This window comes from Streptomyces sp. NPDC005438, assembly GCF_040606315.1.
In the GTDB taxonomy this organism is placed as follows: Bacteria; Actinomycetota; Actinomycetes; order Streptomycetales; family Streptomycetaceae; genus Streptomyces.
In genome coordinates this window covers 23089-47372 of record NZ_JBEXEP010000009.1, presented here as the reverse complement: position 1 = coordinate 47372, position 24284 = coordinate 23089, and the positions used below count along the sequence as shown (strand labels likewise).

Genomic DNA, 24284 nt, shown 5'->3' with positions numbered 1-24284 from the left:
CCACCAGCGGCACCCGCCCGAGAGTGGACCGTGGCCCCAACCCCCGCGCCCGCCAGGGGAGTTGGGCACCAGCGCCCCTGACGCCCGGGCTCGCCCGTGGCCCCACGGTCACGACGCCCGGCCGCCGGCCGCATCACGGTGTGAAGACCTCCTCGATCGCGCGGCCGAACAGCCTCGCGATACGGAAGGCGAGCGGGAGGGAGGGGTCGAAGCGCCCCCTCTCGATGGAGATGACGGTCTGCCGGGTCACGCCGAGTTCGTCGGCCAGGTGCTGCTGGGACCAGCCGCGCTCACGGCGGAGGTCCGGCAGGATGTTCTCCACCCTCAGCCCTGACGCCGTACGAGGAGGAAGCGGACCGCGAAGGTCAGCGCGGCGAACACCAGCACCCCGGCCAACGCGACCACCGCCGACAGTTCGACGCCCGTGACGGCCAGGGCCGCCAGCGCGAGGCCGACGAAGGTGACCGAGTCGGTGAAGCTTCCCCGCGCGGCGGTGTCGAACCAGGCCGACTCGACGGACTCCTCCGGCCGCTCGGTCGCCCCGCGCAGGGTCGAGCGGTCCACGACCAGCACCCAGACCAACCCGATGAGGGCCCACACCGAGACGAGGGCGAAGACGACCCCGCCCACGAGGGGGCGCTCCCCCACCACTCCCGTCGCGACGGCCAGCGCGGCGAACCCCGTCGCGAGCAACGCCCCACAGGGCGCGGCCACCCAGAGGGCGGGCAGCCCGCCACCGCCGAAGTTCACCCGACCCCAGCGGGTACGCCCCGTACGGCGCGCGGGGCCTCCTGGTGTGGACAGGTTCCCGTCCGGCATGACCGCCCTCCCGGCATGTACAGCAAGCTTGACGTAAAGGAAGCTTTACGTACGTGCCCGGGTTCCCGCAACCCCCGAGGCCTCCGCGACCGCCGAACCCCCGCCGCGCGAGGCCCCGTTGGCCCTGGCCCCTCCCTTGGCGGACGGAAGGACCGGACCGTATCCGTCAGATCCGGCGTCCGGGGCCTTCCCGGGGCGACCCATGACGGGCGGGCACGACGCTCGACGGGCCACCGCGCCGTCACCCCGAGGCGGATGCCACACCTTTCCCGAACGCCACCGCTTGAGCTCATCGGGCGGCCGGTGATTAGGATCGCCTCTTATGTCGAAGCCTGACGAACTGCTTGTTGACCTTGTAGCTCTGGTCGAGTCCGGGCACAGCAACCAGATGTCCCTGACCGTGGTCGCCTGTGGTGCTGTCATCACGGGCCGGTTGGCCCCCGAAACGGTCTGGAGGCAGCGGGTGGCGGAGGTGCTCGGGGCCTCGGACAGCCTGAGCGACTTCTCCTCCGTGTTCACCTCCGAGTCCCGTATCGAGGGTCCGCCCACCCATCTGCACTTCCACGTGGCACGGATCCTCCAGGGCACCGTGGGCATCCCCGAGACCGGGGGCATGTACCGCGTGGCCATCGAGGACGTCAGCTCCTGGACCGTGGGCGACTTCAGCTACTCCGACCACTGAGCCGCCGTCGCCTCAAGGGACGTCAAGACGGTGGAGGGCCCGCCCGGAAAGTTCCGGGCGGGCCCTCCACCGTCGTCCTGGCCGTGCGGTCACCTCGACTTGGGGGTGCCGAGCATCGCGGACGCCTTCTGCACCGGAGTGAGGGTGTCCACGGGCGGGGCGGCCTGGGGGACGTCGCGACAGGTGAAACCGAGCTGGGTCATGGCCCGCAGGACCTCGCCGGCGCTGAAGTCACGCCGATCCTGACGTGTGACCACCTGACCGACCTGCTTGACGGGGTACGTACGGCGTCCGATGATCACCGTCGCCCCCGTGGCTTGCTCGGGCTTGACGCCCTTCATCGATTCCAGGACACCACTCTTGGTGAGTTCGAACGGGAAGCGGGCGATGACACAGCGCATGATGCCTCACAGGGGAGAGGGGCGAAGGGACAAGGCTATCGGTCGAAGGGCGTCAGCGGGCGAGGGCGAGAACGCCCAGCGCGCTGCCGTGCTCGTCGACCACGGGCAGGACGTGGAGCTGGTGGTCACGCATGAGGTGCCGGGCCTCGGCTACCGCGGTCGCGGGAGAGGTGGACGGGCCAGGGCCTTCGAGGACGTCCCGTAGCCGGATCCGGTCCGTGTACCCGAGCCCGTCACGGACCTCCACCAGCTGGGCCCGGGTGAGGAGCCCGGCGTACAGGCCGTCGCCGTCGCAGACCAGGAGGTGGCCGGTACGCGCGCTGGCCATGACGGACAGGGCGACCTCGACGGTCATGTCGTCGCAGGCCCGCGGCCCGTCGGTGTCCATGGCCGAGGAGACCTCGGCCGCCGCCTCGCGGGGAAGCCCCTTCGACGGACAGGGGCTCATCCGTACCAGCGTCACAAGGCGCCTCCTACAGTGGTGGGTCAGCGTTCTGAGCACGGACTCTTCCCTAGGCCACCGCGCTGAAGGAGGACTGTCGTGCCGAAGCCCGTCGGGCCGGGGCACCGCCGCGTCGCCGGCGGGAGGACGTCCCCCGCTTGCGCGGTTCCACGGCCGGCGCGGTGATCGTGACGGGGATGCCCGAGGGCTTCCGGGCACCGGTGATCCGGCTCAGCGCCTCTTCGCCGGAGCAGACCCGCGTGGTCTGCGGCACGATGCCCGCGAGCGTCATCAAGCGGGTCATGTCACGGCGTTGGTTCGGGGTGACCAGGGTGACGACGCTGCCGGACTCTCCGGCCCGGGCCGTACGCCCTCCACGGTGGAGGTAGTCCTTGTGGTCGGTCGGCGGGTCGACGTTCACCACCAGATCCAGGTCGTCGACGTGGATGCCGCGAGCGGCGACGTTCGTCGCCACGAGCACCGTGACGTGTCCGTCCTTGAACTGCGCCAGAGTACGGGTGCGTTGGGGTTGGGACTTGCCCCCGTGCAGGGCCGCGGCGCGTACCCCGCTGCGGAGCAGATCCCGGGTGAGCCGGTCGACGGCGTGCTTGGTGTCCAGGAACATGATCACCCTGCCCTCGCGCGCCGCGATCTCGGTGGTCGCCTGCTGCTTGTCGGCGCCGTGGACGTGCAGCACGTGGTGTTCCATCGTGGTGACCGCCCCCGCGGACGGGTCCACGGAATGGACGACGGGGTCGGTGAGGTAGCGGCGCACCAGGCGGTCGACGTTGCGGTCCAGGGTGGCGGAGAACAGCATCCGCTGCCCCTCGGGGCGGACCTGGTCCAGGAGCGCGGTGACCTGGGGCATGAAGCCCATGTCGGCCATCTGGTCAGCCTCGTCCAGCACGCTGATCGCGACCTGGTCCAGCCGGCAGTCCCCACGCTCGATGAGGTCCTTGAGTCGGCCCGGTGTCGCGACGACCACCTCGGCACCGTTCCGCAGCGCGTTGGCCTGTTTGTTGATCGACATTCCCCCGACCACGGTGGCCAGCCGCAGTCGCACCGACCGGGCGTAGGGGGTGAGCGCGCTGGTCACCTGCTGAGCCAGCTCGCGGGTCGGCACGAGGACCAGAGCCAACGGCTGGCGGGGCTCGGCCCGCTGTCCGGCGGTGCGGGCCAGCAGGGCCAGCCCGAAGGCCAGGGTCTTGCCCGAACCGGTGCGTCCGCGCCCCAGGGCGTCGCGGCCCGCGAGGGTGTTGGGCAACGTCGCGCTCTGGATCGGGAACGGGACACTCAGCCCCTGGGCGGTCAGTGCCGCCAGCAGAGGGGCGGGCATGTCGAGGTCGGCGAACGCCTCGGCCGGGGGCAGTGCCGGGGTGGTCGAGGCCGGCAGGGCGAACTCGCCCCGCGTCGCCACGGGCCGCCGGCCACGGCCGCCTGAGCGGCCCGAGGTGGCCGGGGCACGGGAGGTGAGGCGAGCGCCCCGTCCCGCACCAGAGGCGGTACCCCCACCACGGCGGGAGCGGGAGGGGCGGCCATTCGTACGTGTGGGGTTCATCGGGAACCTTCCTTGGTACGGCGCGCATCAGGGGTTCTCCGCGTCCCGGAGGAGCGGGGGAAAACCATGGAAACGAACCGTGAAACGTGTGGGGACGCGCTGTTCGGTGAATTCGACGCCGAATACTCGTGAAATGGGCCACACGGCGGGTGACGTGCCGCGGATGTGAAATCCGTACGTCGACACCGGCGGGCGCCAACAACGAGAGCGCGGTTTACTGGAGTGCGGTATTCGAGAGAAAGTCTGTGGTGCTGCGGCGCCTGGATCGGCGAGGACGCGCGGAACGCGCGCCAACGGGTTCCCGTATTTCGAGGGGACGCCTCGGCCACGGGGTACGTCAGTGTGGGGCGGGAACGATCTTCTCCGCCACCGGGCCTTTCGCGCCCTGCGTGATCTCGAAGCTGACCTTCTGGCCTTCCGTCAGGTCACGGGGATCACGGGCGGCGATGTGCGCGTAGTGGGCGAACACGTCGACGCCTCCACCGTCCTGCTCGATGAAGCCGAATCCCTTTTTCGAGTTGAACCACTTCACGGTTCCGGTAGCCATATCGAGTCTCCTTGGGGCAGTGCCTCGTAGTCCGCGCTACGCGGACCAGCGCCGCTGTGATGATTACCCCGTCCGACCTGCGATACGAAAGGCTTCCAGTAACCAGGGTTTTCTGGCTGGAGGTTCGATTTTCTGGGAACCACAACTGCAACCGAGATCGACAGTAGCACGGTATGACCACCCACGTACAACACGGGAACTTCGACCCCGGGTTACCGCAAAAACTCCCACCGCGTTGCGCGGGAAATTCTCATCTCGCGAACACAGGTATTCCCTGCCCGAAACACCGTGTTCCGGGAGGCCCGGCCCGAGAGTCCGGCCTTCGCGGGGACATGGCCCAGCCGGCGCGCACCCGGACACGGCGGCGGGTCGACCTCGGCGCCCGGCGGAGGAAGCGGAGCCGGTGAGGGCGGCCCGCGCGATCACCGCGTACGGAGCGCACCGTGCCCAGCCGCCAGCCGTCGAACGCGCCCGCCCAGGGCCGCGCCGAGGCCGGTCAGGGGTGCCGACCACCGGCCTCGACACGTTTCAACCCGCCCGCCGCTCCCGCGCGTTGAGGTCCGACACCGCCCCACGGGGGCACGTCCCCGGTGACCGCCTCCCCCGACTGGGGCACCGGGAGCCGCTGTCGGGCCCCGTACCTCCTCGCTCAGGGCCACCCCGTACGCCGCCCTCCCGGTCGGCATGGCCCGAGGAACCCCGGACGCCGCGCCCCCTCCTCTACGGTCCCGGGTGGGAGGCACCCCCTGAGCGGACCCACCGCCTGCGGGGCGAGGAACGCCGCCGCCCTCGGAGGCCCCGGGTGGGAGCCGTACACCTTCCGGCGACAGCCTCCGAGGGGACACCGAGCCGGCGGAGGAACCAGCGGTTTCGGTACCCGAGACATCCGGCGTCGGTCCGGTGACGCGCCCGGACCGGGCCCCGGCGGCGGGTCACGCCGGCCCTGGCCGGGGGGGGCGTCACGACGGTCGGGGTGCCGTGACTCCCGGGTGCGAGGAGCCCCTTCAGCCCCCGGGCCCCCGGGGTCCGGTGCCTGCTCCCGGGCGGACGCGGGCACCCGGACACTCGGGCACCCGGGTCACCGCGTCGGCGAGGAGCCGTCCTCACGAGCGGCCCCTCACCCCAGGTGTACCGGGAGGGAGACCAGGCCGTGCATGGCGGTGCTGACGCGCCAGCCCAGGGTGTCGGTCCCGGTGGCCGGTTCGATCGTGGGGAAGCGGTCCAGCAACCGGGAGAAGGCGATCTCCCCCTCCAGCCTCGCCAGGGCGGCGCCCAGACAGCGGTGCATCCCGTAGCCGAAGGCCAGGTGGGCGTTCTCCCGGCGGGTGATGTCGAACCGGTCGCTGTCGTCGACCAGCTTCTGGTCGCGGTTGACGGAGAGCAGGGAGACGAAGACGAACGAACCGGCGGGGATCTCCACACCGTCGATCTCCACGGGCTCGGTCACATAGCGCGGTGAGGACAGCAGGTTGGGGGTCTCGTAGCGCAGGAACTCCTCGACCGCCGTGGCCATCAGCGAAGGGTCCTCCCGGAGTGCCTTCTGCTGGTCGGGGTGGCGCATGATGAGCAGCAGGCCGCTGCTGATCATGTTGACGGTGGTCTCGAAACCACCGGTCAGCACCACGACGGCGGTCGAGATCAGTTCCGCGCGGGTGAGGTCGCCCCGGTAGTGGATCTCGACCAGGTCGGAGAAGAGGTCCTGGGTCGGCCGGGCGTGCTTCCTCTCGGCGAGTTCGCCCAGGTACGCGCCCAGTTGGTGGGAGGCGGCCCCGATCTCCTCCGGTGTGGAGGCTCCCACCATGGTCTGCGACCAGGCCGTGAAACGGTCGCGGTCCTCGAAGGGGATGCCCAGCAGTTCGCAGATCACCCTGATCGGCAGGGGGTAGGCGTAGTCGGCGACGATGTCCACGACCTCCCGCCCCGCCATGTCCTCGATCAACTCGTCGGCTATCGCCTCGATGCGGGGCCGCAGCGGCGCCACCGAGCGGGTGGTGAAGGCCTTGGTCACCAGGCGGCGTAGCCGGGTGTGGTCCGGTGGGTCCAGGTTCAGCAGGCTGCGGTCCACGTCGGGGGAGAACGGGCTCTCGGCGTCCGGTCCGATGCGCATCCGCTCCAGCCGGTTGTAGACGTCCTGGCTGCTGAAGCGGGGGTCGGTGAACACCGCCTTGGCCTGCTCGTATCCGCTGACCAGCCAGGCGGGCATCCCTCCGGGCAGGGTGACCCTCTGGACCGGGCACTCCGCGCGCATTCGGGCGCCGACGGGGTGGGGGTTCTGGATCCAGTCCATGTCCAGGTCGGTGGGGCCTGGCGCGTTGTCCGTGCTCATGGTGTTCCCTTTCTTCCGCGGTCCTCCCGGGTCGTCGGTCACCGGCCCGGGTGCCGCGTGTTCGCTCAGGTCAGGCGGAGTTGGGGCCGGTAGATGTCGAGCCAGTGGTACATGTCCAGGACGCGTTCCAGTCCGGTGCGCGCGGTGCCGTCCAGTTCGCCGCCGACCCGCGCGGTCTTCCGCAGCCACGCGCGGTCGACGATCTGGAAGAGGTCGGAGTCGCGGTCGGCCAGCACCTCCTGGGACTGCCGCTGGAGGGCGTGGACGTAGCGCTCGTCCTGGGAGGCCGGGTAGTGCGACTTGACCCGCTCGGCGACCGAGGCGGGCACCCGGGAGCGGGTCGCCTGCCGCAGGAGGCTCTTCTCGCGGCCGTCGGCGACCTTCATCGACCAGGGGGTGTTGTAGACGTACTCGACGAGGCGGTGGTCGGCGTAGGGGACGCGTACCTCCAGGCCCACGGCCATGGAGACGCGGTCCTTGCGGTCCAGCAGCGCGCGCACCAGGCGCTGGACGTGGAGTTGGGTGACGGTACGCATCCGCCGTTCCTCCGCCGACTCGTCGGGCAGGTGCCGGACCCTGGCGATCGCCGTGGCGTACTCGTCGGCCACGTAGTCCTCCACCTCCAGCGCCCGGGCGAGGTCGGGGCGCAGCAGGGCGGTGCGGTCGGAGCAGTAGCTGTTGTGGAACGCCAGCCAGGGGAAGGTGCCGGCGTTGAGGGCCGCCTCGGAGTGGAACCAGGCGTAGCCGCCGAACAGTTCGTCGGCGAACTCACCGGACAGGGCGACCGTGGCGCGCTCCCGGACGGCGGAGAACAGCAGGTAGAGGGAGGTGTCCAGGTCTCCGAGGCCGACCGGTATGTCCCGAGCGGCGACCACCCGGCGCCGCAGCTCGGGGTCGCTGAGTCGGTCGGAGTCCAGCATCACCTGCTGGTGCCGGCAGCCGACGTGGGCCACCACGTCGCGTACGAACGGGGCGTCGGGGGTGCCGCGCATCTCGTCGGTGCGGAACCCCTCCTCGTATCCGGCGAAGTCCACCGAGTAGGTGTCCAGTGCCTCCGCGCCGACCGCCGAGGCGGCCAGTCCGGTCAGCGCGCTGGAGTCGAGGCCGCCGGACAGCAGGACGCACTGCGGTACGTCGGCGCGCAGTTGGCGTTCCACGGTGTCGCCGAGCAGTTCGCCGACCCGTGCCACCGTGGTGTCCAGGTCGTCGTCGTGGGGGCGGGGCTCCAGCGTCCAGTAGGCCCGGCTGCGGTAGCCGCGCTGGTCGAGGGTCACCACGGTGCCGGGTTCGACCTCCTCGACGCCCTGCCAGAGGGCCCAGCCGTCGGCCTTGGTGAAGCCCACGAGTTCGCGGAGGCCGGCGAGGTCGACCACCGCGGGTACCTCGGGGTGGGCGAGGATCGCCTTGGTCTCCGAGCCGAAGATCACGCCGTCGGTGGTGCGGCGTACGTACAGCGGCTTGATGCCCAGACGGTCGCGGACCAGCAGCAGCCGTCGTTCGCGCTGGTCCCAGAGGGCGAAGGCGAACATGCCGTTCAGCCGCTCGGGGGCGGCGTCGCCCCACTCCAGGTAGGCGCGCAGCACCACCTCGGTGTCGGAGGTGGTGTGGAACCGGTGCCCCCTGGTCTCCAACTCCCGGCGCAGTTCGCGGTAGTTGTAGGTCTCGCCGGAGTAGACCAGGACCACCTCGCCGGAGGGGTCCCGGTGCGTCATGGGCTGGGTGCCGCCCTCCAGGTCGAGCACCGACAGCCGGCGGTGGCCCAGGGCCGCCGTGGCGTCACTCCAGGTTCCGGCGTCGTCGGGCCCGCGCAGCCGCTGGGTCTCGGTCATCCGCCCGACGGCCTCCGGGGCGCTCCCCACTCCCCGCTGGAACGACACCCAGCCGGCTATTCCACACATGCTGACTCCTCGTACTCGGTTGGTTCTGTCCCCGGCCTCACGCGTCGGCCACGCCGACGAACACGCGGTGGCCGAGGGGGTGCAACGGGTGGTGGGGCTCCGGCAGGTCGGTCACCAGGAGCAGCCCCGCGTCCTCCCAGGCGGCGCGCCACTGCGGGTGGTCCAGGAAGGCCGCGCCCGTACGGGCCCGTACGTCCTTCGGTGGCGGCATCAGCAGGGCCTGGGAGACGGCCACCCAGTCCTCGTCGTGGGTCGGCTCGGTCACGGCCAGTACGCCGCCGGGTGACAGCAGTCGACGTAGCCGGCGCAGGGCGGCGTCGGTGTCGACGGCCGCGTTCAGGGCTCCGCCGGAGACGATCAGGTCGAAGGAGCCGGGGGCCAGGCCCTGTTCGTCCGGTGCGCGGTTCAGGTCGAAGGTCAGGGTGTGGAAGCGGTCGGGGCCGAGTACCGCCGCGTACTCGGTCAGGACGCGGTCGAAGAAGAAGGGGGACACGTCGCTGAAGGTGTAGTCGACGGGCAGCCGCGCCAGTCGCGGCAGCAGGGCGTGGGTGGTGCCGGCCGTACCGCCTCCGACCTCCAACAGCCGCAGCGGGCTCCGCCGTTCCCGGCCGGTCGCCAGCCGGGTGGCCACCGCGCCCAGTGCCGCGTTGCCGTAGCGGGTCACGACGTTCTCCCGGTACAGGGTGCGGGCGCGCTCGTCACGGCCCTCGGGGAAGAGGGTGAGCAGGGCCGGGGTCTCGCCCCGGAGCAGGGGAAGCAGGTGGCGGACGTTGTCGTGGACGTACTCGACGGTCGCGGCGCTGTCGGTGACGGCGCGCCACCGCTCGGCCAGCCGTTCCCAGGCGGGCTCGTCGCCCGCCGGGTCGGTTCCGTCGAGGCCCCGGGGGAACCGGACCCGTTCACCGTCGAGTGCGACCAGCCCCTCCTCCGCGAGGGCGCGCAGCCAGCGTCCGGGCAGCGGCTCACGACCGGGGGCCGGCCGGAGCGCTTCGGTGACCGCGTCGACGGTCGTGGGCTCCGGGTCGGTGGGCGCACCGGAGTCGCGCGTCGCCGACGCCCTCCGCGAGACCGCCGAGAGCACCGCCGACAACATGGCCCGGCGGGACAGCCGGTTCAGTTCCCCGAAGGCGGAGACCGCCTCGGCCAGGTCGAGGTCCGCCACGGCTCGGGCCGCCTCGGCGGCGACCTCGTCGAGAGGGGCGTCAAAGGGGGCGCCGAAGGGCGCACGGGTGTCGGTCATGGCTCTTTCCGGGCGTGTACGAGGATCTGTCCGCAGCCGGCGTACCGGTCGCCGGGCGACGGGGTCACCCGTAGCGGGGTGAGGCCGGCGTCGTGGAGTTCCTCGCGCCACTCGTCGACGGTGAGGAAGGTGCGGTCGGCCGGTGCGCGCCGGTCCCGGCTCCCGGCGCGGGGGGCGCCGGGCGGTGACGAGAGCAGGAACATCAGCGAGGTGAGGATGGCGGGGCGCTCACGGTCGGACTCGGTGAACAGCAGGCTGCCGCCGGGACGCAGGAGTTCGCCGACCAGTGCCAGGCTCCGTGGGAGGTCGACGGCGTTGTGCAGGACGTTGCCGGCCAGGACGACGTCGGCGTGACCGGCCGGGACCGTCGCCGGCCGGGGCCGGTTGATGTCCAGGTGGGTGTAGCCGGCGAGGCGTGGCCCGAACCGGTCCCGGAGGACCTCGGAGAACAGGGGCGAGACGTCGGTGACGAGGTAGGACACCGGGCGGTCGCCCAGGGCGTCGAGTGCCGCCCGGGTGGCGAGGCCCACGCCGGCGCCGAGTTCGACGACGTGCGGGGGGCCGTCCGCCGGGAGCCGTGAAAGCGTGCGGCCGGCCAGGGTGTTGAGGTGGCGGCTGACCGTACCGTCCTGGTAGCTGCGCAGGGCTGACACCACCTCGCCCTCGCCGAAGAAGTGGCGCTGGACGTCCTCCTCCCCGCGCAGCAGCGGCCCCAGTCGGCTGAGGACGTTCTGGTGGAAGCCGGCCATCCGCTGGTCGAAGCCGGCCGCGGCGTAGACGGTGGGCAGTGCGCCGAGATCCTCCAGTGGAGGCGTGGTGTCCGTCCGCGTCCAGTGGCCGTCCGGGGTGTGATGGGCGAGCCGTCGGGAGGTCAGGGCGGTCAGCCAGCGTCGTACCAGCCAGCGGTGGCGGTCCTGGACACGCAGTCGCGCGCACACCGTGTCCAGGTCGGCCGGCTGGTCGTCGAGCGCCCGGGAGCCGGTCAGCTCCGCGTGGATCGCGGCCAGGCTGATCCGGTCCAGGCTCTCCAGCGCGGCCAGCGTTCGGCTGTCGTCCTGGTACGGGGGCGGGTCGGGGACCGTGGTCACAGCAGGCCCTCCTCGGTGGGCAACAGGTCGGTGAGCGGGCCGTCGTGCCACAGCGGTGCCACCTCGGGGGCGGCGGTGCGGACCTGGCGCAGCGTCCACTCCGGGTCCAGGACCTCGGCCGCGAAGTGGGCGCCGGGCGGGCAGGTGTGCGGTGCCCGGTCCTCGGGCCCGCCGCCGAGGGCGAGGACCGTGGCGGTCAGCGTCGCCGCGCTGAGCCGGGCCTGACGTTCGCCGCGCAGTACCAGGCAGCGGGTGCCGTCCGGGCCGGTGACCTCGAACAGCAGCACCGTGCTGGGCGTGCGCCCGGTCAGGTCGAGTTGGCTGGCTCGGCTCAGGGCCTCGGCGGCGGTGGCCGGGTCGGCCCCCCGGGTCAGGTCGAAGGCCCGCGCGACGTGTTCGCCCCGCAGGGCGGTCGCCCAGTCGCCGTGTTCCAACCCCAGCCGTACGGCGAGCCGTTCGGCCTCGGGGTCCAGCCCCGGGAGCAGCGGTACCGGGCCCAGGAAGGGCAGTTCCTCCTGGCCCCTGCGGGCGGTACGTGGGCTGACGGCGCCGTCCCGCCAGGTCGCCAGGGGCCGGACCAGTTCCGAGGCGTCGAGGTAGTCGCGGGCCGCGGTGAGGGTGAACCGGTCCAGGACGCCCACCACCGCGCGCAGCCGGAGTGGTCGGGGTAGCCGGGGTGGCCCGGGCGGGGCGCCGGAGGTGGCGGGGTCATCGCGGGTGACAGGACCGGCGGGGTTGGCGGGGCCGTCGGGGTTGGCGGGCTTGGCGGGGGCACAGCCGGCCAGCCGGTTCGCCACCGCCCGGGGCAGCAGCCCGGTGAGTCCGGGCCGCAACCCGGCCGAGACCACCACCACCCGTCCGGCCCGCGCCAGTTGGTCCTGGTCGAGCTGACGGTGGAGTACGTCGTCGCCGCCCACGTCCACCAGGTCGGCGCCGCCGTCCACCGCCGCCCGCACCAGCCGGTTCCCCACTTCCTCGGCGGGGCCCGCGCAGTTGACCAGGACCTGTGTCTCCTCGGCCAGCGCGCGCAGCGACCCCGGGTCGGTGAGGTCGGCGTACCGGACGGTGGCCCGGACGCCGGCTCGCTCCAGTCGCTCCGTCAGCCGTCCCGGGCGCCGGCCGGCGACGGTCAGCCCCGTCGTACCGGCGCTCGCGGCGAGCATCCGGGCGGCCTCGGTGCCGACCTCGCCGAGGCCGATCAGGGTGACCTCGGTCATCGTCGCCGCCCGGAGTCGACCAGCCGCCAGTCGGCGGCGGACTTCCGCTCGTTCCAGAACCTCCGGTACAGCGCGCAGCCGTCCAGCAGTTCAGCGTGACGGCCCCGGGCGATGATCCGCCCCTCGTCCAGTACCAGGATCTGGTCGGCGTGGGCGACGGTCGGGAGGTTGTGGGCGATGACGATCAGCGTCGACCGTTCCCGCAGTGTGCGCAGGGCACGGGTGACGTGGCGTTCGTTCTGCGGGTCCAGGGCCGCCGTGGCCTCGTCGAGGAGCACGATCGGCGCGTCCTTCAGCAACGCCCGTGCTAGCGCGACCCGTTGGCGTTCGCCGCCGGACAGGGAGCGTCCGCCCTCCCCCACGCGGGTCCGCCAGCCGTCCGGCAGCCGTTCGACGATCTCGTCCACTCCGGCGATGGAGGCGGCCTCGCGCAGTTCCTCCGCCGAGGCCTCGGGGCGGCCCAGGCGGACGTTGCCCTCCAGGGTGTCGTCGAAGAGGTAGGTCTCCTGGGTGACCGGGGCGAACTGTGCCATCAGGTCGGCCGTCGTCTGCTCCCGCACGTCCACTCCCCCGACCCGGACGGTGCCGGCCGTGGTGTCGTAGAAACGCGTCAGAAGCCGGGTGACGGTGGTCTTGCCCGAACCCGAGGGGCCGACGATGGCGGTGGTGGTTCCGCGCGCGGCGTGGAAGCTCACGTCCCGCAGGACCAACTGGTCGGGTACGTAGCCGAAGTCGACGTGGTCGACCTCCACTTCGCCGGTGGGCTCCGGCTTCTTCGGCTCCGTCGGCTGGGGCAGGGGCCGCTCCCGCATGATGTCGGCGATGCGACGCAGGTCGTTGCCGGCCATCCTGAGGTTGCCGCTGTGTGCCGCCGCCTCGGCCAGCGGGCCGACGAAGCGGGCGGACAGCGCGAGCAGGGCGACCAGGGTGACCGGGTCGATGGAGTCGGCCAGCCCCAGGAAGACGCCGACCCCGATCAGGACCACGAAGGCCAGTTGGGCGGCCAGGCCGTTCACCAGCAGTCGGGGCATGGTCTCCGCGAGCCAGCGGGAGCCGGCGATGTTCTGCCTCTCGATCGCTTCCTCCAGGGGTGGGTAGCCGCCAGTGGCCCGCCCGAACGCCCGCAGGGTCGGCTGTTGCCGGGCGAACTCCACGACCCGGTTCGCCGCCTCGGTCTTGGCGTCCTCGGCGCGTTCCTCACCCCGGCTGATCCAGGTCGCGCACCGCCGGTGCACCCAGATGATCAGCGGTGCGGTGACCAGTGCGGCCACGCCCAGGCGCCAGTCGATGACCAGCAGGGCGACCGCGATGGTGGCCGGGGTGACGACTCCGGTGACCACGGATTCGAGCATGAACGCCGCGATGTTGGTGACCGAGGTGGTGCCGCCGGTGGCCGACCGGGACAGGCGCCCGACGCGTTCGGAGGAGAACCAGCCCAGGGGAAGCTCGGCGACCCGGTCGCCGAGGCGCTCGTGCATCGAGGCGAGGACCAGCAGGGAGAGCCGGAAGCCCTTCATGGCCTGCACATAGCGGGCCACGCAGGTCACCACGACCGCCGCCGCCAGCACGCCGATCCACAGCGGGGTGCGCCCCTCGTCCTCGTCCAGCAACGCCCGGAGCACCGGCACCAGCAGGGCCATGGTCACGCCCTGGAGGACCGCGTACGCCACCAGCCAGGCGAGGTGTTCCCTGACCTGGCCGCGTCGTTCGGGACCGAGGAGGGCCGTAAGGTCGTTGATCACGCTGATTCCACCGCCTCGTGTGCCGCCCACATCCGGGCGTACCGTCCGTTCAGGGCGAGCAGCCGCTCGTGGGTGCCCAGCTCCACCACCCGGCCCTCGTCGAGGACCGCGATCTGGTCGACGCCGACGATCGTGGACAGCCGGTGAGCGATGACGAGCACCGTGCGGTCGGCGGCCACGGCGGAGAGCGCCCGCTGGATCCTGGCCTCCGACTCCGCGTCGGTGGAGGCCGTGGCCTCGTCCAGTACGAGGACGGGAGTGTCGGCGACGAGCACCCGGGCCACCGACAGGCGCTGTGCCTCTCCGCCGGAGAAGTCGACGTCCTCGCCCACCACCGAGTCGTAGCCGCGCGGTAGTTGGAGGACGCGGTCGTGGATCTGGGCGGCGCGGGCCGCCGCGACGAGTTCCTCGTCGGTGGCGTCGGCGCGCCCCAGCCGCAGGTTGTCGGCGACGGTCCCGTGCAGGAGGGCAACCTCCTGGAGGACGAAGCCGGCCGACCGGTACAGGTCCTCCGGGCGCATGTCGCTGACCGGCACCCCTCCGACCTCCACACTGCCGGAGTCCACGTCGTGGAACCGCAGCAGCAGGTGGGCGAGGGTGGACTTGCCGGCTCCCGAGGGGCCGACCAGGGCGGTGACCGTGCCGGCCGGGCAGTGGAGGTCGACCCCGTTGACCACCCGCTTGTCGCCGTAGCCGAAGTGCACGTCACGGAACCGGACTTCGTTGCCCCGGGGGGTGCGCGGCTGTTCCGGTACCGGCAGGGGCGGGGTGTCCAGCAGGGTGGTGATCCGTTCCGCCGCCGCGCGGGCCCGCTGCTGGGCGGAGATGCCGGTGTTCAGGCGCTGGATGGTCGAGGGGAGCACCATCGCCACCAGGATCTCGGCGAGTACGTCCAGGGGCGTGACCCAGCCGTGGGCCACGTACCACGCTCCGCCCACGGCTCCGACGAGGGCGACCACCGGGGCGGAGATCACCATGGAGGTGACGGCCTCGACCCGGATCACCGGGCGTACCCAGCCGGCGTACTGTTCGGCGAAGTCGCGTACCGCGCGACGGTAGGCCTCGTGGGCGCGGCCGAGCCGCCCGAAGGACTTCACCACGGCGATGCCGTGTACGAACTCGACGATCGCCGCGCTGACCCGACCGAAGCCGGCGTCCATCTGGGCCATCTTGTCCGCGAAGCCACGCCACATCCACGCGTAGGCGGCGGCGTAGACCGGGAAGCTGGCCAGCGCGAGCAGGGCCAGCCGCCAGTCGATCCACACCAGGTAGGACAGGGCGGCCAGCGGCAGCACGATCGCCTCGACCAGGTCCACCTCGTGGTGGGCGATCATGTGGTGCAGGTCGTCGATGTCGTCCTGGGCGGCCTTGCGTACCTGGCCGGACGAGGAGTCGGTGTACCAGCCGAGCGGAACCCGTCCCAGCCGGGTGACCAGCCGCCGCCGGATGAGGGCCTGCACCCTCGCGTCGGCGACATGGGTCAGCCACAGGGCGAGCCCGTTGGCGGTCCAGCCCAGGGCCATGCCGACCACCGCGACCACGCTGACCGTGATGATCCGCGCGCGGTCGGGTTCTCCGGGGGCCAGCAGGCCGCGCGCCAGTTCCACGATGGCGACGTACGGGAGGAGTTGGCTGAGCGCTCCGACGCCGGCGATGACCAGGCCCGAGCGCGTCAGCGCCCTGACGGGGGCGCGCAGTTCCCTCATCGCCTCGGCCGTGGTCCTCGCCCGGGGTTCGGGGGCCGGGGTGTCGGTCCGTTCCGGCGGCTCGTCGTGCGGGGTCGTCGTGGTCACTGGGCCTCTCCGGTGTCGCCCCGACCGCCTCGCCAGGGGGCGTCCAGGTGCCGGGCGACGGTGGTGACGTGGGGTGGTTGGATGATGCTGAAGTGGTTGCCGGGCGTCTCCAGGACGGTGAACTCGCCCAGGCAGCGCTCCCGCCAGAACGGCACGGTGCGGTCCCCGACCCCGCCGGAGACGCCGAAGGACTGGTCCTCGGTCGCCTTGAGGAAGGTGAGGTCGCCCGGGTAGTCGTCCGGGTCCACGTAGGCGCCGCGCAGGCTGTGGCTGCACACCCGGAACAGGGCGGGGATCATCTCGGGTTCGACGGCCAGGTCGCCGCGCCGGGACGCGGCCCGGGTGTACTCCGCGAACCGTTCCCGCTGGTGCAGCGCCCCGCGCTTCCGCGCCACCGCCGCCACACGGTCCAGCCCCGGGTCGCCGCCAACCTCGGCCAGCGCCCCCACAGGGATGCGGTTGCCGTTCTCGGCGGCCACCAGGTCGACCGCGCGGTAGACGTCGGCGGTGTCGACGCCCGGCCCGAACACGGTGGCGACCGGGTCCAGGTTGAGGTTCGGCATGAAGATGCACTCCAGGGCCAACGGGTCGGCCACGTCCATGAGCATCGGCACGCTGTCCACCAGGGTCAGGTCGACCACGTCCATGCCACGTTCGAGCAGCCGGCGCGCCACCTCCACCGCTAGGACCCCGCCCAGGCAGTAGCCGACCAGCTGGAACCGTGGACCGTGCTCCCGGACGAGCCGCTCGGCGTAGTCGTCGGCGGTACGGCTGACCAACTCGGTGTGGTCCAGGGCGCAGTAGCGTTCCGCGTCGGCCACGGCCACGCCGACGACCGGGCCCCGCCGCTGGGCGGCCAACTCGCCGGCCAGGGCACGGAAGAAGTCCATCGTGCCCAGTGCCGCGTGGAACAGCACACGGGTCGGGCCCTCGGTGACCGTGGAGAAGTCGACCAGGAGGGCGTTGCTGGCCCGGTCGGTCTCGGTCCGGGCCTCCGGGGCCCGCTCGGGCACCACGCGGTCCGCCTCGTCGGGTCCGGTGGCGGGTGTCTCCAGCAGTGCGCTGAGGGCAACGATGGTGGGCTGGTTCAGCATGGTGCGCAGCAGGACGTCGTAGGCGAGGTGGCTCACCTCCTGGACCTCCTCGCGCAGCCGTCCGGCCACCCGCGCCATGATCAGGGAGTCCGCTCCCCGGTCGAAGAAGTTGTCCTCCCGACCGATGTCGGACAGCCCGAGGGCCTTGGCCCACACGGCCGCGATCCGCCGCTCCACCCCGTTCATCGCGGCGTTCATCGCGGCGTTCCCAGCGGCGTTCCCAGCGACCTCCGTACGGTCAGTGCCCTGAGCGTCCGGTCCCTCGGGCACGGCCAACAGGGCGGCGATGGCGGCCCGGTCGACCTTGCCCTGCGGGGTGACCGGCAGGTGCTCCACCCTCTCCAGCTGGGCCGGGACCATGTGGCCCGGCAGCCGGTCGCTGAGCCGTCGCCGCAACCGCGCCGGATCGGGTTCGGCCTCCCGCGACTGTGGTGCCGGGGTCCAGGCGGCGACCAGTACGCGTTCCCCCGAGGGGCGTTCCGCGACGGCGACGGCGGCCAGCGCCACCGAGGGGTCGGAGCGCAGGGCGGCCTCGATCTCGCCCAACTCGATGCGCTGCCCCCGGATCTTGACCTGGTTGTCCTCCCGCCCGAGGAACTCGATCAGCCCGCCCGGCCGGTAGCGGCCGAGGTCGCCCGTGCGGTACAGCCGTTCCCCGTCGCCGGGGTGGGTGAGGAAGCGCCGTTCGGTGAGGTCGGGGTCGGCGAGGTAGCCCTCCGCCAACCCGTGCCCGGCGATGCACAGTTCGCCGGCGGCCCACACCGGGGCGTCGCGCAGCCTCCGGTCCAGCACCCGGAAGCGCTGGTTGGTCAGCGGCCGGCCGTAGGGGATGCTCGGCCAGTCCGGCAGCGGGTCGCCCGGCCGGTGCAGGATCGACCAGATCGCCGCCTCGGTCGCCCCTCCCATCACCAGTACGTCCACCTCGGGGACGTGGGCGCGGACGGCCGCCGGCAGCGTGGGCGCCGCCCAGTCGCCGGAGACCATCACCACCCGCAGCGCCTCCGGTCGGGAGGCCGGGTCGGTGTCCAGGTACTCGCACAGCATCTCCAACTGGGCGGGAACCGAGTTCCACACGGTGACCCGGTGCTGGCGGGCGACGTCGGCCCAGTGGGAGGGGTCGCCCGGCCGGCCACTGTCGGGCAGCACCAGACAGGCTCCGGCTCCCAGGGTGGCGAACACGTCCCACACCGACAGGTCGAAGCCGAGCATCGCCAAGCCCAGCACCCGGTCCTCGTGGCCCAGTCCGATCTGCTCGTTCACCGCGACCACGGTGTTCGACGCCGCCGCGTGGCTGATGACGACGCCCTTGGGGTCGCCCGTGGAACCCGAGGTGAAGATCACGTACGCCTCGCCCGAGGGGTCGCCGCCCTGGGCGGCCGGCCAGTCCGGTTCCGGGTCCAGGCGGTCGACCTCCACCGTCTCGGTCCCCTCGGGGACCTCCAGGGAGTCGGCCAGGTCCGCCGTGGTCAGCACGGTCGTGACGCCGGCGGTGGCGAGCATCCGGTCACGGCGGTGCCGGGGCTGGGTGAGGTCGATCGGTACGTAGCTGGCGCCGGCGCGCAGCGCCCCCAGGACCGCCGCGATCTGGGCGGGGCCCTTGGCGGCCGTGACCGCCACACGTCGGGGACGCTCCCCCCGTGGAACGGCGCCGTCCGTGAGGCGGCGGGCCACCGCCGCGGCCTGGTCGGCGAGTTCGCGGTAGGTGGTCACTCCGGCCCCGGTACGGACGGCCGGGGCGTCGGGGCGGTGCCGGGCCCGCTCCCAGAAGGCCTCCCCGAGTCGCCCCTCGGGCACCTCGCCGTCCGTGCCGTTGGCCTCGGCCCGTTCCCGCAGCTGCCACTCGGGCAGTTCGACCTCGGCGGGCTCCTCCCAGCGCTCCGGTCGGGTGGCGAGGGTGTCCACGAGCGCGGTGAACGTGGCGAAGAGGTCCTCGACCACGCCGGGCGGGAAGATCCCCGAGCGCACGTCCCAGTCGACCCGCAGGCCGCCCTCGTCCTCCGACACCTGACAGTCCAGGATCACCTGGGGCGTCTGGGAGATGCCGTACAACTCCCGTCCGCCGACGCCGCCCTGACGCGACCCCATCCCGCTGGTGAACACCACCGGTACGAGCGCGGCAGAACCTCCCTGGCGCCGCCCCAGCTCCCGTAGCACCTCGACCCCGGAGAAGGAACGGTGGTCGAGGTCGGCGAGCAGCTGGCGGGAGACTGCCACCGCGTGTTCGGCGACGCTCCGGGTGGCCGGATCGGTGACCTCCAGGATCGTCACCGAGGTGAAGTCGCCCACCACGGCGTCCACCTGGGAGTGCCAGGGGCGGCGGTCGAGCAGGGTGACCGCGAGGCTGAACGAGGGGTCCAGGCTCCACCGGGACAGCACCAGGCCGTAGGCGGTCAGGACCGCGGCGGTGTCCGTGATCCCGTGCCGGCGCGCGGAGTCGCGCAGGGCCTCCAGCGTCTCGGCGGGGAAGCGCGCGCTGTGCCGTTCGAAGGACGGCGGGGAACCGCCGGCGCCCAGCCCGGCGGTCGGGAGTTCGGGGGCCGGCGGCAGGTCGTCGAGCCGCTCGGTCCAGTAGGTCCGGTCGCGGTGGAACCGCGCGGAGTCCCGCAGCGAGCGTTCGGCCACCACGTAGTCGCGGAACCTCAGCTCCAGCTCGGGGAGTTCCTCCCCCCGCAGCAGCCGGTCCAGCTCGCTCAGCAGTACCCCGGCACTCGCCCAGTCCGCGATCAGGGAGTCCATCGACAGGTGGAGGACCGTACCGTCGTCGCTCTGGCTGGTCCGCAGCTCGAACAGCGGCCACCGGGTGGTGTCGTGGATCCGGCCCGCGAGGGCGTCCCGGATGCGCCCGCGTTCGGCCGCGACCACCTCGGCCGACTGGCCGCGCAGGTCGTGGTGCGCGACGCGGTAGTGGTCGACCGTGGGTGCCACCCGTTGGTAGCCGTCCCGGGAGATGGTCGCCCGCAACATGTCGTGCCGGGCCACCAGTTGGTTCCAGGCCTTCTCGAGGGCGGCCGGGTCCTCGCCGGTGCGGTCCAGTTCCACGTACCCGTGGCAGGCCACCCCGCCCAGACCCCGGGGGTCGTCCCGGCCCAGCAGGTACGCCTGCTGCACGTCGGTCAACGGGAAGGGCTCGTACCGGGCCGCCTCGTCGGGGCGGATGACCAGGTCACCGCTGTCGCGGCTCAGCTGCTCCACGAGTTCGGTCCGCCAGTCCGCGACGATCTGGCGGCGCTCGGGCGTCATGGCGCCCTGCGGGGCCCGGTAGCGCAGGCGCTCACCGTCCATCCAGAGTTCTATCCCGACGTCGCGGAACTCCTCGATGATCTCGTTTGCTCTCGTTCGCACTCGTTCTCCCTGTCGTACGTCCCGCGCGAGCGGACCGTACGCGTCCGCAGCGACGTCACTCATGGCTTCACTCCCCCTCCGGCCGGAACACGGCACCGTGGGAAAACAGCGGATCGACCGTCTCCTTCAGGCCCGCCATTTCGACCCAGCGCACTCCCGTGCGAAGGGATTCCTCGAATTGAACAATCGGGTCGTCGGGTATCACCAGGCGCACCGCTTCCCTCTCCTCGGGCGCGACACCGAACCCGATACGGGTGACCCCGGTGGCGCCGTTGGCGTGGCTGGTGCGGGCCGGGTGCTGGTCGGGTCGGTAAGGCGTGGTCAGAAAGGGGACGCGATCGCTGCTCGGATATCCGAAGGCGAATTCGACCCGCTCCCCGTCGGCCCGGGTCCTGGTCCACGGGACCGCCTTTCCGGTACGGCAGCCCAGGCGCCTCAGCTCACGGAGTTCCGCACCGAGGTCGTCGGTGTCCGCCACCACCGCCAGGTCACAGAAACCCTCACCTGACCTGGCCCAACGCATCATCCTCGCCCCTCCGCCGTACCCGCAGCGCAGGGCCACCAGGGGACGCAGGAGCGCGGCGCGCCGGGGCGTCGTCACGATCTCGATGATCGGCCCCTCGCTGAACCAGACATGGGCGTTCTGCGCGGTCTCGGGGTCACTGGCGTAGGTCACGTCGAACCCGGCGGCGGTCAGGTCCCGTACCGCTTCGTGGAGGTCGTGGACGTGCGTCAGAATATGCGCGCAACGGCGGCGGCTCATGGGCGTTCTCCTCGAAAGCGGTCTCGCTGTTTCTCGCCGAGTGACGTTCGACGTTTCCCCATCGGATGGCGGTGTGCTTGAATCGCCGGAATCCCGACCCGACAACCGAGAGAAGGAGACCCATGAATGACAGGCCCCTGCGGGTTCTGGTGGCGGGAACGTCTTTTGGACGGCGCTATGTCGACGCCCTTCGCCTGGCACCGGACGAGTTCCGCCTGGTGGGGTTGCTCGCCGGGGGAAGTGCCTACTCCGAGCGTTACGCAAAGCAAATAGGTGTCCCTCTGTACACCAGCCTGGACGCGGTGGACACCGAGGTGGACCTCGCCGCGGTCGTCCTGCGGTCGGCGGTCACCGGAGGCCCCGGCGGCGACATCGCGGCCGAACTGCTGCGCCGTGGCGTGCCGGTGCTCCAGGAACACCCCGTGCACACCCGGGAGATCAGCGCCTGCGCACGGGTGGCCCGCGACCGGGGCGTCCCCTACGCCGTCAACACGCTCTACCCCGACATCGCCGCCGTCCGCCGCTTCCTGGACGCCACCGCTCGGCTGCGCGAGTCCGGTGACCTGCGCTTCTGGGACGCGGCGGCCAACAGCCAGGTGCTGTTGCCGCTGCTCGACGTGCTCGGCCGCGCCACCGGGGGCCTGCGGCCCTGGGCGTTCGACGTCGCCGAGGTGGGCCCGGACCTCGCGCGGTGCGCCTCCACGCCGCGCCCCTTCCGGGTGGTCCAGGCCGTGATCGGCGGCGTACCCGGAGTGCTGCGGATCCAGAACCAGGTGCAGCCCGACGACCCCGACAACCACGCGTACCTGATGCACCGCGTCGAGGTCGGCACCGAGGACGGGGTGCTGTCGCTGGCCGAGACGCACGGCCCGGTGCTGTGGAACCGTCGGATGCACGTGCCGCGCGACGGTGACCACCGGCTGCGGGTGGACGATCCCGTGGTCGAGGTGCCGGTGGTGGAGCCGGTGGGCGCGGTGGACCAGGCGTCCTACCGCGAGGTCTTCGCCCGCCAGTGGCCCGAGGCGATCCTGTCCACGCTGCGGGAGGTGGTGGCCGCCCGGACCGACACGGAGGCGCGGCGCCGCCAGGTCGGGTGGGCGTTGGAGGTCGCCACCGCCTGGCAGGCGTTGTCGGCCAAGCTGGGCGTGCCGGAACTGATCGCCCCGATGCGGCAACCTCGGCTCTCCGCAGGGCAGTTGGCCGGCGGAGGCGGGCCGGAGGGGCGGCCGGCCGCTCACAGCTGACCGTCCACGGCCGTCAGCAGGGCGTCGAGCGCCTCGGGGTTCCGCAGCGTCGCCCTGCTGACCGCCGACTCGATCGGGACGCCCTCCAGGATGCGTCGGACCGGGACCTCGCACCGCTTGCCGTTCAGGGTGTAGGGCACCGAGGGCACGAAGAACACGTGGTCGGGCGCGTAGCTGGCGGCGAGCCGTTCGGTCAGGGCCCGGCGTGCCGTACGGGCCACGGCCCGGGTGGGGGTGGCGGAGACCAGGAAGCAGACCATCTCCCGTTCCCAGTCGACGAGTTCGGCGGTGGCACGCGCGTCGCGGCGGATGTCGACCACCAGGGCGTCGTCGACGTCCGGCAGGCTCTCCAGGACCTGGTAGATCTCCGCGGTCCCCATGCGGACGCCGCCCCGGTTGAGGGTGCTGTCGGACCGACCGCTGACCACACAGCCGCCGGTGGGGGTGAACCGCACCCAGTCCCCGTGCCGCCACACGCCGTCCCCCTCGGGGAAGTACGCGGCGGCCAGGCGTTCCCCGGTGGGGTCGTCCCACATCGCCACCGGCATCGACGGCAGTGGTCGGGTCAGCACCAACTCGCCCTCGGCGCCGGCCGCGTAGGGGTCGTCGTGGTCGAGGGCGTCAGCGGTGGTGGCGGCCGTACCGAGGGTCCGGCAGGCGATCTCGCCCTGGTGTACGGGCATGGTGGGCGCCCAGCCGAGGAAGGCGGTGCACACGTCGGTGCCGCCGGAGACCGAGGCGGGGGCGACGTGCGCACCGACGGAACGGCTCACCCACGCCTGCGCCCGGGGCGCCAGGGGGGAGCCGGTGGAGCCGACGAACCGCAGCCGTGACAGGTCCAGTCGACGTCCCGGCGTCAGCTCCTCCGAAGCGCACAGGTGCAGGTAGGGGGCGGACACCCCGAGGTGGGTGAGCCTCTCCTCGGCGGCCAGACGCCACAGCGCGTACAGGTCCGGCTGGCTGGCCGGGGCGTCCCGCAGGACGACCGTGGCTCCCAGCGCGAGTCCGCCCAGCAGGTAGTTCCACATCATCCAGCCGGTACCGGTGGACCAGCAGAAGCGGTCCCCGGGCCGCAGGTCGGTGTGCAGGCCCAGGGCCTTGAGGTGCTCCAGCACCATTCCCCCGTGCCCGTGCACCAGTCCCTTGGGCGGGCCCGTGGACCCGGAGGTGTGCAGCACCCACAGGGGGTCGGAGAACTCGGTCGCGGCGAAGCGCGGCGGCGCCCCCTCGTGCCGGGCCAGGAGTGCGGTCCAGCTCTCGGTGGGCGGGTGCGAGCGGGGCGGCTCCTCGGGGTCGGCGTCGAGGGTCACCACCGCGTTGAGGGTCGGGAGCCGGGAGAGCAGGGCCGGGTCGGGGGTGTGGCCGGTGATCAGCACGGAGGGTTCGAGGGGGCCGAGACGCTCCCCCACGGCCTGGAGGCCGGCGTCGGGTGAGCAGGCGGCCCAGACCGCGCCGAGGGACGCGGTGGCGAGTACGGCCACCGCCGCCTCGATGCCGTTGGGGCACACGGCGGCCACGCGGTCGCCTTGGCGGACGCCGAGTTCGGTCAGCGCCGCCGCGAAGGCGGCGACCTCGTTCCGTAGCCGGCCGTAGCTGACCTCGCGCCGTTCGGCGGGGGCCACCCGCAACAGGGCGGGGTCGGCGGCGTCCTTGGCGGCCAGCGGGGTGGGGGTGAGGAGTTGCTCGGCCCAGTTGACGCGGGCGCCGGGGAACCAGCGCACCGACGGCATCCGGTCCCCGTCGAGCACCGTGGCGCCGTGGGACAGGTCGAGGCCGCAGAAGTCGGCGAACTCGGTCCAGAAGGCGGCCGGTTGCTCGACCGACCAGCGCCATACGGCCGGGTATCCGCCGGTGACGCCGTGCCGCTGTCGGACGCGGTCCTCGAACCGGCCGAGGAGGGTGTCCCGCGCCCCCGGTCTCCACAGCACCGGTGGATCGGTGAGGTGGGTCTCGGAGTGGGCGCGTCTCGCGTGTGCGGCGGCGATCGGGCACCTCCAGGGTCGTGAGCTGGCCGAACCCCGGGGTCGGCGAGCGAGGGAGCGTTCGTTAGATGGTAATGGTTATCAGTACCATGTGGCCAAGCCGAGG

Annotated in this window: 18 protein-coding genes; 2 read left to right on the top strand and 16 right to left on the bottom strand. The window is 72.3% G+C overall.

All coding sequences use genetic code 11. The annotated features are described in order from the left end of the window. Positions 1-133: 133 nt before the first annotated feature. The gene (locus ABZT14_RS19455) at positions 134-322 is read right to left on the bottom strand and encodes a helix-turn-helix transcriptional regulator (protein WP_356304216.1); all 189 of its coding nucleotides are present in this window, start codon (positions 320-322) and stop codon (positions 134-136) included. A 2-nt stretch (positions 323-324) separates the two neighbouring features. Continuing rightward, entirely contained in the window at positions 325-819 is a 495-nt protein-coding gene (locus ABZT14_RS19450) for a hypothetical protein (RefSeq protein WP_356304213.1), read from the bottom strand. Positions 820-1141: 322 nt separating this feature from the next. Between ABZT14_RS19450 and ABZT14_RS19445 the strand changes: the two genes are divergently transcribed. After that, positions 1142-1501, top strand: coding sequence for a hypothetical protein (locus ABZT14_RS19445; protein ID WP_356304210.1), 360 nt, complete (start codon positions 1142-1144; stop codon positions 1499-1501). Positions 1502-1590: 89 nt separating this feature from the next. Here the strand turns inward: ABZT14_RS19445 and ABZT14_RS19440 are convergent, their stop codons facing one another. The 13 genes from ABZT14_RS19440 to ABZT14_RS19380 form a co-directional block, all read right to left on the bottom strand. After that, a complete protein-coding gene (locus ABZT14_RS19440) occupies positions 1591-1902 on the bottom strand; it encodes an SCO5918 family protein (RefSeq protein ID WP_356304207.1) in 312 nt (103 codons plus the stop codon). 52 nt (positions 1903-1954) lie between these two features. Next, the gene (locus ABZT14_RS19435) at positions 1955-2350 is read right to left on the bottom strand and encodes a CBS domain-containing protein (protein ID WP_356304204.1); all 396 of its coding nucleotides are present in this window, start codon (positions 2348-2350) and stop codon (positions 1955-1957) included. Positions 2351-2414: 64 nt separating this feature from the next. Beyond that, entirely contained in the window at positions 2415-3902 is a 1488-nt protein-coding gene (locus ABZT14_RS19430; protein WP_356304201.1) for a DEAD/DEAH box helicase, read from the bottom strand. Positions 3903-4239: 337 nt separating this feature from the next. Continuing rightward, positions 4240-4449 (bottom strand): cold-shock protein, encoded by a 210-nt coding sequence (locus ABZT14_RS19425; protein ID WP_356304198.1) that lies wholly within the window; start codon positions 4447-4449, stop codon positions 4240-4242. A 1117-nt stretch (positions 4450-5566) separates the two neighbouring features. Then, positions 5567-6775, bottom strand: coding sequence for a cytochrome P450 (locus ABZT14_RS19420; RefSeq protein WP_356304195.1), 1209 nt, complete (start codon positions 6773-6775; stop codon positions 5567-5569). Between the two features lie 65 nt (positions 6776-6840). Continuing rightward, positions 6841-8673, bottom strand: a complete 1833-nt coding sequence (gene asnB / locus ABZT14_RS19415; protein WP_356304193.1) for an asparagine synthase (glutamine-hydrolyzing) — start codon at positions 8671-8673, stop codon at positions 6841-6843. Between the two features lie 37 nt (positions 8674-8710). After that, entirely contained in the window at positions 8711-9913 is a 1203-nt protein-coding gene (locus ABZT14_RS19410) for a class I SAM-dependent methyltransferase (RefSeq protein WP_356304190.1), read from the bottom strand. Beyond that, entirely contained in the window at positions 9910-11001 is a 1092-nt protein-coding gene (locus ABZT14_RS19405) for a class I SAM-dependent methyltransferase (RefSeq protein ID WP_356304187.1), read from the bottom strand. The genes ABZT14_RS19410 and ABZT14_RS19405 overlap by 4 nt, the downstream gene beginning before the upstream one ends. Then, positions 10998-12218 carry a saccharopine dehydrogenase NADP-binding domain-containing protein gene (locus ABZT14_RS19400; protein ID WP_356304184.1) on the bottom strand — a complete coding sequence of 407 codons (1221 nt, stop codon included), beginning with the start codon at positions 12216-12218 and terminating at the stop codon, positions 10998-11000. The genes ABZT14_RS19405 and ABZT14_RS19400 overlap by 4 nt, the downstream gene beginning before the upstream one ends. Then, positions 12215-13960, bottom strand: coding sequence for an ABC transporter ATP-binding protein (locus ABZT14_RS19395; protein WP_356304181.1), 1746 nt, complete (start codon positions 13958-13960; stop codon positions 12215-12217). The genes ABZT14_RS19400 and ABZT14_RS19395 overlap by 4 nt, the downstream gene beginning before the upstream one ends. Further along, positions 13957-15753 carry an ABC transporter ATP-binding protein gene (locus tag ABZT14_RS19390; protein ID WP_356304177.1) on the bottom strand — a complete coding sequence of 599 codons (1797 nt, stop codon included), beginning with the start codon at positions 15751-15753 and terminating at the stop codon, positions 13957-13959. The genes ABZT14_RS19395 and ABZT14_RS19390 overlap by 4 nt, the downstream gene beginning before the upstream one ends. After that, positions 15750-20189 (bottom strand): amino acid adenylation domain-containing protein, encoded by a 4440-nt coding sequence (locus tag ABZT14_RS19385; RefSeq protein WP_356304174.1) that lies wholly within the window; start codon positions 20187-20189, stop codon positions 15750-15752. The genes ABZT14_RS19390 and ABZT14_RS19385 overlap by 4 nt, the downstream gene beginning before the upstream one ends. Before the next feature lie 67 nt (positions 20190-20256). Further along, positions 20257-20952: a VOC family protein gene (locus tag ABZT14_RS19380; protein WP_356304171.1), complete on the bottom strand. Its 696-nt coding sequence runs from the start codon at positions 20950-20952 to the stop codon at positions 20257-20259. Between the two features lie 122 nt (positions 20953-21074). Between ABZT14_RS19380 and ABZT14_RS19375 the strand changes: the two genes are divergently transcribed. Then, entirely contained in the window at positions 21075-22196 is a 1122-nt protein-coding gene (locus tag ABZT14_RS19375; protein WP_356304168.1) for a Gfo/Idh/MocA family oxidoreductase, read from the top strand. Here ABZT14_RS19375 and ABZT14_RS19370 read toward each other — a convergent pair. Continuing rightward, on the bottom strand, positions 22187-24124 hold the full coding sequence (locus ABZT14_RS19370; protein WP_356304165.1) for an acetoacetate--CoA ligase: 1938 nt from the start codon (positions 24122-24124) through the stop codon (positions 22187-22189). The genes ABZT14_RS19375 and ABZT14_RS19370 overlap by 10 nt on opposite strands. Positions 24125-24284: the final 160 nt, after the last annotated feature.

Excerpts from the sequence above, each read along its gene's own strand:
- ABZT14_RS19450 (WP_356304213.1), bottom strand. The coding sequence starts at position 819 with ATGCCGGACGGGAACCTGTCCACACCAGGAGGCCCCGCGCGCCGTACG.
- ABZT14_RS19445 (WP_356304210.1), top strand. The coding sequence starts at position 1,142 with ATGTCGAAGCCTGACGAACTGCTTGTTGACCTTGTAGCTCTGGTCGAG.
- ABZT14_RS19440 (WP_356304207.1), bottom strand. The coding sequence starts at position 1,902 with ATGCGCTGTGTCATCGCCCGCTTCCCGTTCGAACTCACCAAGAGTGGT.
- ABZT14_RS19435 (WP_356304204.1), bottom strand. The coding sequence starts at position 2,350 with ATGAGCCCCTGTCCGTCGAAGGGGCTTCCCCGCGAGGCGGCGGCCGAG.
- ABZT14_RS19430 (WP_356304201.1), bottom strand. The coding sequence starts at position 3,902 with ATGAACCCCACACGTACGAATGGCCGCCCCTCCCGCTCCCGCCGTGGT.
- ABZT14_RS19425 (WP_356304198.1), bottom strand. The coding sequence starts at position 4,449 with ATGGCTACCGGAACCGTGAAGTGGTTCAACTCGAAAAAGGGATTCGGC.
- ABZT14_RS19420 (WP_356304195.1), bottom strand. The coding sequence starts at position 6,775 with ATGAGCACGGACAACGCGCCAGGCCCCACCGACCTGGACATGGACTGG.
- asnB (WP_356304193.1), bottom strand. The coding sequence starts at position 8,673 with ATGTGTGGAATAGCCGGCTGGGTGTCGTTCCAGCGGGGAGTGGGGAGC.
- ABZT14_RS19410 (WP_356304190.1), bottom strand. The coding sequence starts at position 9,913 with ATGACCGACACCCGTGCGCCCTTCGGCGCCCCCTTTGACGCCCCTCTC.
- ABZT14_RS19400 (WP_356304184.1), bottom strand. The coding sequence starts at position 12,218 with ATGACCGAGGTCACCCTGATCGGCCTCGGCGAGGTCGGCACCGAGGCC.
- ABZT14_RS19380 (WP_356304171.1), bottom strand. The coding sequence starts at position 20,952 with ATGAGCCGCCGCCGTTGCGCGCATATTCTGACGCACGTCCACGACCTC.
- ABZT14_RS19375 (WP_356304168.1), top strand. The coding sequence starts at position 21,075 with ATGAATGACAGGCCCCTGCGGGTTCTGGTGGCGGGAACGTCTTTTGGA.